7 protein-coding genes and 1 pseudogene are annotated in these 8,093 nt (G+C 45.8%); all 8 read right to left on the reverse strand.

Annotated elements, in window-relative coordinates:
* Positions 1-19 precede the first annotated feature (19 nt).
* Positions 20-4,048 (reverse strand): DNA-directed RNA polymerase subunit beta, encoded by a 4,029-nt coding sequence (gene rpoB / locus R7P72_RS22755; protein ID WP_005384685.1) that lies wholly within the window; start codon positions 4,046-4,048, stop codon positions 20-22.
* A gap of 252 nt (positions 4,049-4,300) precedes the next feature.
* A complete protein-coding gene (gene rplL / locus R7P72_RS22760; RefSeq protein ID WP_005382540.1) occupies positions 4,301-4,669 on the reverse strand; it encodes a 50S ribosomal protein L7/L12 in 369 nt (122 codons plus the stop codon).
* A gap of 57 nt (positions 4,670-4,726) precedes the next feature.
* The gene (rplJ, locus tag R7P72_RS22765; protein ID WP_005382538.1) at positions 4,727-5,221 is read right to left on the reverse strand and encodes a 50S ribosomal protein L10; all 495 of its coding nucleotides are present in this window, start codon (positions 5,219-5,221) and stop codon (positions 4,727-4,729) included.
* A gap of 293 nt (positions 5,222-5,514) precedes the next feature.
* Entirely contained in the window at positions 5,515-6,216 is a 702-nt protein-coding gene (gene rplA, locus R7P72_RS22770) for a 50S ribosomal protein L1 (protein WP_005384683.1), read from the reverse strand.
* Positions 6,217-6,220: 4 nt separating this feature from the next.
* Positions 6,221-6,649, reverse strand: a complete 429-nt coding sequence (gene rplK, locus R7P72_RS22775) for a 50S ribosomal protein L11 (protein ID WP_005384682.1) — start codon at positions 6,647-6,649, stop codon at positions 6,221-6,223.
* Between the two features lie 164 nt (positions 6,650-6,813).
* On the reverse strand, positions 6,814-7,362 hold the full coding sequence (nusG, locus tag R7P72_RS22780) for a transcription termination/antitermination protein NusG (RefSeq protein WP_005384681.1): 549 nt from the start codon (positions 7,360-7,362) through the stop codon (positions 6,814-6,816).
* A 13-nt stretch (positions 7,363-7,375) separates the two neighbouring features.
* Positions 7,376-7,756, reverse strand: coding sequence for a preprotein translocase subunit SecE (secE, locus tag R7P72_RS22785; RefSeq protein ID WP_005384680.1), 381 nt, complete (start codon positions 7,754-7,756; stop codon positions 7,376-7,378).
* Positions 7,757-8,022: 266 nt separating this feature from the next.
* Positions 8,023-8,093, reverse strand: a pseudogene (locus tag R7P72_RS22790) (elongation factor Tu); the annotation flags it as partial.

Genomic DNA, 8,093 nt, shown 5'->3' on the forward strand with positions numbered 1-8,093 from the left:
TCATCAAGAGAGAAAAGGATTACTCTTCGTCTTCTAGCTCGATGTTGATACCTAGCGAGCGGATCTCTTTCAACAGTACGTTGAACGATTCTGGCATGCCAGGTTCCATGCTGTGGTTACCGTCTACGATGTTCTTGTACATCTTAGTACGGCCGTTAACGTCATCCGACTTAACCGTTAGCATTTCTTGTAGCGTGTAAGCAGCACCGTATGCTTCTAGTGCCCATACTTCCATCTCACCGAAACGCTGACCACCGAACTGAGCTTTACCACCTAGTGGCTGCTGAGTTACTAGGCTGTACGAACCAGTTGAACGAGCGTGCATCTTGTCATCAACAAGGTGGTTCAGTTTCAGCATGTACATGTAACCAACAGTTACAGGACGCTCAAACGCATCACCTGTGCGACCATCAAACAGTGTTAACTGACCTGATGTTGGTAGATCTGCTAGCTCAAGAAGTGCTTTGATTGACTCTTCTGGAGCGCCATCAAATACAGGAGTCGCGATTGGTAGACCGCCACGCAAGTTCTTGATCAGAGTACGTACTTCATCATCAGATAGAGAAGCAATGTCTACTTTCTGGCGAGTGTCGCCTAGATCGTAAACTTTTTGTAGGAACTCGCGGAATTTCGCTAGTTCTTGCTGCTCTTTAACCATCTGGTTGATCTTGTCACCGATACCTTTCGCTGCCAGACCTAAGTGTACTTCTAGGATCTGACCGATGTTCATACGCGAAGGTACACCCAGTGGGTTAAGTACGATGTCTACAGGCTGACCTTTCTCATCGTATGGCATGTCTTCAACAGGGTTGATCTTAGAGATTACACCCTTGTTACCGTGACGACCCGCCATCTTATCACCAGGCTGAATGCGACGTTTAACCGCTAGGTAAACCTTAACGATCTTCAGGACGCCAGGTGCTAAATCATCACCTTGAGTGATCTTACGACGCTTAGTTTCGAACTTCTTATCGAAGTCAGCTTTTAGCTCATCCCACTGCTCAGCAAGTTGCTCAAGCTGAGTTTGTAGTGCGTCATCTTCTAGCGTTAGTTCTAGCCACTTCTTACGATCAGTTGTGTCTAGTTTCGCTTCAGAGTAACCGCCTTCAATCAATACAGCTTTAACACGGTTTAGAAGGCCGCCCTCAAGAATCTGGAATTCTTCAGTTAGGTCTTTCTTCGCTTCTTTAAGCTGCATCTGTTCGATTTCAAGCGCACGCTTGTCTTTCTCTACGCCATCGCGAGTAAAGACTTGAACGTCGATGATCGTACCTGATACAGAGTTAGGTACACGTAGTGAAGTATCTTTAACGTCAGATGCTTTTTCACCGAAGATTGCACGTAGTAGCTTCTCTTCAGGCGTTAGCTGAGTTTCACCTTTAGGTGTAACTTTACCAACTAGGATGTCGCCACCCTTAACTTCAGCACCGATGTAAACGATACCTGACTCGTCTAGTTTAGACAGAGCAGACTCACCTACGTTTGGAATATCCGCTGTGATCTCTTCAGAACCAAGCTTAGTATCACGCGCCACACAAGTCAGTTCTTGGATGTGGATAGTCGTGAAACGGTCTTCTTGAACTACGCGCTCAGATACTAAGATCGAGTCTTCGAAGTTGTAACCGTTCCAAGGCATGAACGCGATACGCATGTTTTGACCAAGCGCTAGTTCACCAAGGTCTGTTGAAGGACCATCAGCAAGAACGTCACCGCGTGATACAGGCTCACCTGGCATCACACATGGGCGCTGGTTAATACATGTGTTCTGGTTAGAACGTGTGTATTTAGTCAGGTTGTAGATGTCGATACCAGCTTCACCTGGTACTAGCTCTTCTTCGTTAACTTTAACAACGATACGAGAAGCATCTACTGACTGGATTACACCACCACGTTTAGCAACTGCAGTTACACCTGAGTCAACTGCTACGTTACGTTCAATACCAGTACCAACAAGCGGTTTGTCAGCTTTCAGTGTTGGAACTGCCTGACGTTGCATGTTCGCACCCATCAATGCACGGTTCGCATCATCGTGTTCTAGGAACGGGATAAGCGATGCAGCGATAGATACAACCTGGTTTGTCGCAACGTCCATGTACTGAGCGTGCTCACGAGGGTGTAGACCAGATTCACCTTTCTGACGAGCTGTGATCAGCTCATCTGCAAAAGTACCATCTTCGTTTAGCTTAGCGTTCGCCTGTGCGATAACGAATTGGCCTTCTTCGATTGCAGATAGGTAATCTACTTCGTCTGTTACTACGCCATCTACAACGCGACGGTATGGTGTCTCTAGGAAACCGTACTCGTTACAACGCGCAAACGCAGATAGAGAGTTGATCAGACCGATGTTTGGACCTTCAGGCGTTTCGATAGGACATAGACGACCGTAGTGGGTTACGTGTACGTCACGTACTTCGAAGCCAGCACGTTCACGAGTTAGACCGCCAGGACCCAACGCAGAAATACGACGCTTGTGCGTTACTTCTGATAGCGGGTTGTTTTGGTCCATGAACTGTGAAAGCTGTGAAGAGCCAAAGAATTCTTTAACTGCCGCAGAAATTGGCTTCGCGTTGATCAAGTCTTGAGGCATGATTGCGTCAAGATCGCCTAGGCTTAGACGCTCTTTAACTGCACGCTCAACACGTACTAGACCTACACGGAACTGGTTCTCAGCCATTTCGCCTACAGAACGGATACGACGGTTGCCTAGGTGGTCGATATCGTCCACTTCGCCCTTACCGTTACGGATCGCGATCAGCTTCTTCATCACTTCGATGATATCAGTTTCATCAAGTGTGCCTTGCTCTTGAGCATCTTCACGGCCGATAGAGCTGTTGAACTTCATACGACCAACAGTCGATAGATCGTAACGCTCTTCAGAGAAGAATAGGCTTTCGAATAGAGCTTCTGCAGCTTCTTTTGTTGGCGGCTCACCAGGGCGCATCATGCGGTAGATTTCTACCAATGCAGAAATACGATCAACCGTGCTGTCGATACGTAATGTTTCTGACATGAATGGACCGTGGTCTAGATCGTTCGTAAATAGAACTTCTAGCGCTTTGTGGCCTGCCTGAGATAGGTTCGCTAATGCTTCCAGGCTGATTTCCTGGTTAGCGTTAACAATGATCTCGCCAGTTGCTTCATTGATGTAATCTTTAGATGCAACTTTACCAACGATGTACTCAACTGGTACTTCGATGTGATCAACGCCATCTTTTTCTAGTTGGCGGATATGACGAGCTGTTACGCGACGACCCTGCTCAACGTAAACTTTACCATTTGCTTCGATGTCGAATGACGCAGTTTCACCACGTAGACGATCAGGAACCAACTCCATCAATAGAGTTTGGTCTTTCACTTCGAAGTTCACTTTCTCGAAGAAGATATCTAGGATTTCTTCTGTCGACTTACCTAGTGCTCGAAGGATGATCGATGCTGGTAGCTTACGACGGCGGTCGATACGAACGTACAAGTTATCCTTAGGATCAAACTCGAAATCAAGCCATGAACCACGGTAAGGAATAACACGTGCGTTGTATAAAACTTTACCTGAAGAGTGGGTCTTACCCTTATCGCTGTCGAAGAACACGCCTGGGCTTCGGTGCAGCTGGGATACGATAACCCTCTCGGTACCGTTGATTACGAAGGTACCATTGTCTGTCATGAGTGGAATTTCACCCATGTAGACTTCTTGTTCTTTAATGTCTTTTACAGTACCTGCTGGCGCGTCTTTATCAAAGATAACTAGGCGTAGTTTTACACGTAGTGGCTTTGAGTAAGTTACACCGCGGATTTGACATTCTTTAACGTCAAAAACTGGCTCACCAAGACGGTAGCTAACGTATTGCAGCTCAGAATTGCCGTTGTAGCTCTGAATCGGGAATACAGAACGGAAAGCGGCTTCAAGACCGTATTGACCTTCAGGATCCTGTTCGATAAATTTGTCGAACGAATCGAGCTGGATCGATAGCAGGTATGGAATGTCCAAAACTTGTGGACGAGTACCAAAGTCCTTACGGATGCGCTTTTTCTCGGTATAAGAGTAAACCATGGGGTTCCTCAGCTCGCTGATAAGTGACCCAAACTGTCCGCCCGCTCCTAGTTACTTAAGGGGGGTAAGGGACAGTGACTAATATAGCTGTTTACTGTAGTGACATTTCATTTCGTAAGAATGAAATGTTTTTTGCATGGATATCAGGCGCTTAAACAGCGGGAAAATTCGCCTATACCCTACAGCGCAAAAAGGCCGGTGGTTAAAAAACCACCAGCCAATTAGCCGTTAGGCTAAGAAACTATGCAATAATTACTTAACAGCAACAGTTGCACCAGCTTCTTCTAGCTGAGCTTTAAGAGCTTCAGCTTCTGCTTTCTCAACACCTTCTTTAAGAGGTGCTGGAGCGCCGTCTACTAGAGCTTTAGCTTCTTTAAGACCTAGGCCAGTTGCGCCACGTACTGCTTTGATTACAGCAACTTTGTTACCGCCAGCAGCTTCTAGGATTACGTCGAATTCAGTTTGCTCAGCAGCAGCTTCGCCTGCAGCAGCGCCGCCAGCTACAACAGCAGCAGCAGCAGAAACACCGAATTTCTCTTCCATTGCTTCGATTAGTTCAACAACTTGCATTACAGACATTTCTGCAACTGCGTCTAGGATTTGCTCGTTAGTAATAGACATAACAATTCTCTTTTAAGTCAACAATAAGTTTATTAAGCAACCAGTAAAAAGCAAGGCTTATGCCGCTGCTTCTTGTTTTTGATCGCGGATAGCTGCGATAGTACGCGCCAGCTTGCCAGCCGAAGCTTCTTTCATGCACATCATTAGGCGTGCAATTGCTTCGTCGTAAGTTGGTAGTGTTGCTAGTACTTCAGCGTCAGTTAAAGCGCCTTCAAATGCAGCAGCTTTGATCTCGAAATCTTTGTTCTCTTTAGCGAAGTCTTTGAAAAGACGCGCTGCAGCACCTGGGTGCTCATTAGAGAATGCGATTAGAGTAGGACCAGTGAAAGTGTCAGTTAGACACTCGTACTCAGTACCTTCAACCGCACGACGAGCAAGAGTGTTACGAACAACTCTCATGTAAACGCCAGCTTCACGAGCTTGTTTACGTAGAGAAGTCATCGCGCCAACTTGAACGCCACGAGAATCAGCTACAACTGCAGAAAGTGCACCACTGGCAGCTTCGTTGACTTCAGCAACAATTGCTTTTTTGTCTTGAAGGTTTAAAGCCATCTTGGATTTACTCCTGGTTGTCGTTACACCACTCACTATCATCACGACAGTGAGAGCTATTGAGGTGCTTCCCCAGAAGAAAGTTAACTATATTACATAGAGCTTTCTGTCAGTTCGGGCACCATCTACGTAGGATAATTAAGTTTGCTTTTACACAAACACCTACGGTCTTGGACGGAGACTGGGTCTTAATTCATTTCGAACTAGGAGACAGTTCAAAGAACCAAAGTTCAGCCCCAACCACAAATATTAGGCGCAAAATTATACACGAATTTTGCGCCTAAGCAAATAAATTATGCTTGAGTGTTCAGGCTAGCCTGATCAACAGCAACACCAGCACCCATAGTAGTAGAGATGCTTACTTTCTTCAGGAAAGTACCTTTCGCTGAAGATGGCTTAGCTTTCTTCAGAGCAACTAGAAGTGCTTCTAGGTTCTCTTTGATCTGCTCAGCAGAGAAGTTTGCTTTACCGATAGTAGTGTGGATGATGCCGTTTTTGTCGTTACGGTAACGAACCTGACCAGCTTTAGCGTTTTTAACTGCTTCAGCAACGTTAGGAGTTACAGTACCAACTTTAGGGTTTGGCATAAGACCGCGAGGACCTAGGATAGTACCTAGTTGACCTACAACGCGCATTGCATCTGGAGAAGCAACAACTACGTCAAAGTTCATTTCGCCTTTCTTAACTTGCTCAGCAAGATCTTCCATACCTACGATGTCTGCGCCAGCTTCTTTAGCTGCTTCAGCGTTAGCACCTTGAGTGAACACTGCAACGCGGATTTCGCGGCCAGTACCGTGAGGTAGTACAGTTGCACCACGTACGTTCTGGTCAGATTTACGAGCATCAATGCCTAGGTTAACAGCAACGTCTACAGACTCAACGAATTTAGCAGTCGCTAGTTCTTGAAGAAGAGCAACAGCTTCGTTGATTTCGTATTCTTTAGTTACGTCAACTTTTTCGCGGATTACGCGCATGCGCTTAGTTAGTTTTGCCATCTTATTAACCCTCTACCACTAGGCCCATTGAACGAGCAGTACCAGCGATAGAACGCTTCATCGCTTCGATGTCAGCACCAGTCATATCAGCAGCTTTAGTTTCTGCGATTTCTTGGATTTGAGCGTCAGTTACAGTACCAACTTTTTCAGTGTTTGGACGACCTGAACCAGACTTAACGCCAGCAGCTTTCTTAAGAAGAACAGCAGCAGGTGGGGTCTTAGTTACGAACGTGAAAGAACGGTCGCTGTATACTGTGATAACTACTGGAGTTGGTAGACCTTTCTCAATAGATTCTGTTTTTGCGTTGAACGCTTTACAGAATTCCATGATGTTCACACCGTGTTGACCTAGTGCAGGACCTACTGGTGGACTAGGGTTAGCCATACCAGCAGCAACTTGTAGCTTGATGTAAGCTTCAACTTTCTTAGCCATGATAATTCCTAAGTTTGGGTACAAACGCTAATCGCGGATCAGCTCCCCGTTTGTGTAAGAAACTTTTTACTTCACTTGAAGTAAAAAGGCGCGAAATTATAGTCATAATCCGCGCCTTATACAACCCTAAAAAGGTGATTTTTTATACTCTTTAACGAAGAGTCTTAGTCCAGCTTTTCAACCTGACCAAATTCAAGCTCAACTGGTGTCGCACGACCAAAGATCGATACAGACACTTTCAGGCGGCTCTTCTCGTAATCCACTTCTTCAACAGTACCGTTGAAGTCAGCAAATGGACCTTCGTTAACACGTACCACTTCACCCGCTTCGTACATTGTACGTGGACGAGGCGCTTCACTCGCTTTCTCAAGACGATTAAGAATCGCGTCAGCCTCTTTATCCGTGATAGGTGCCGGACGGTCTGAGGTACCACCAATGAAGCCCATGACACGCGGCACACTGCGTACTAGGTGCCATGATTCATCGTTCATAATCATCTGAACAAGGACGTAACCTGGGAAGAACTTACGCTCAGATTTGCGACGCTGACCCGCGCGCATTTCCACTACTTCTTCAGTAGGAACCAGTACTTCACCGAATAGCTCTTCCATGCCGTGCATTTTGATATGCTCGCGCAGAGATTGAGCTACACGACCTTCAAATCCAGAGAAGGCTTGAACCACATACCAGCGTTTTTTTGGAGCTTCACTCATGAATAAAAACCCTCTATACCCCAGTTGCTAGAGCTACTAGACGAACCATAATTCCGTCAATACCCCATAGCACTAGAGCCATTACAATACTTACAGCTAAAACGATCAGTGTTGTTTGCATGGTTTCTTGGCGAGTAGGCCAAACAACTTTACGTACTTCCATACGAGATTCTTTTGCAAAACTGATCGCTGCTTTACCTTTAGTCGTTGTTGCTGCAACGCCTAAGGCAGCTGCAATAAGAACAACAACGCCTGCAGCACGAACCACTACAGACATTTCACCATACAGGTAATTACCCACAACAGCGGCAGCTGCCAATACGAAAGCGGCTACCCACTTAAACGTATCTGCTGCGTTTGAGCTATCAGGAGTTTCAGCATTATTTGCTTTCATAAAACCAACCTGTTACAAGTCTTAATATAGACGACAACAACCCCGCTGTTGCAGGGCAAACTCCATATCGCTGAAAAAATCAGCGTACTCTTCTTAAGATTAAGCCTCTTTGCTTAATCTTGCTCTGCGCCCAACCCACTTCTGAACAAGAAAACAGCAAAAATAATGTTGAGTGCAGAAAAAGGGCATCAAATGATGCCCTTTTTGCTACTGGTTCGTCAAATCTAATTCAAGATTTTCCGAAAGCTTCGCTAATTCGCTATGAATTAGTCGAAGATCTTAGCAACAACACCAGCACCTACTGTACGGCCACCTTCACGGATCGCGAAACGTAGAC

The organism is Vibrio sp. Vb0888 (assembly GCF_033338835.1).
GTDB lineage: Bacteria > Pseudomonadota > Gammaproteobacteria > Enterobacterales > Vibrionaceae > Vibrio > Vibrio alginolyticus.

Excerpts from the sequence above, each read along its gene's own strand:
- rplL (WP_005382540.1), bottom strand. The coding sequence starts at position 4,669 with ATGTCTATTACTAACGAGCAAATCCTAGACGCAGTTGCAGAAATGTCT.
- rpoB (WP_005384685.1), bottom strand. The coding sequence starts at position 4,048 with ATGGTTTACTCTTATACCGAGAAAAAGCGCATCCGTAAGGACTTTGGT.
- rplK (WP_005384682.1), bottom strand. The coding sequence starts at position 6,649 with ATGGCTAAGAAAGTTGAAGCTTACATCAAGCTACAAGTTGCTGCTGGT.
- rplJ (WP_005382538.1), bottom strand. The coding sequence starts at position 5,221 with ATGGCTTTAAACCTTCAAGACAAAAAAGCAATTGTTGCTGAAGTCAAC.
- nusG (WP_005384681.1), bottom strand. The coding sequence starts at position 7,362 with ATGAGTGAAGCTCCAAAAAAACGCTGGTATGTGGTTCAAGCCTTCTCT.
- secE (WP_005384680.1), bottom strand. The coding sequence starts at position 7,756 with ATGAAAGCAAATAATGCTGAAACTCCTGATAGCTCAAACGCAGCAGAT.
- rplA (WP_005384683.1), bottom strand. The coding sequence starts at position 6,216 with ATGGCAAAACTAACTAAGCGCATGCGCGTAATCCGCGAAAAAGTTGAC.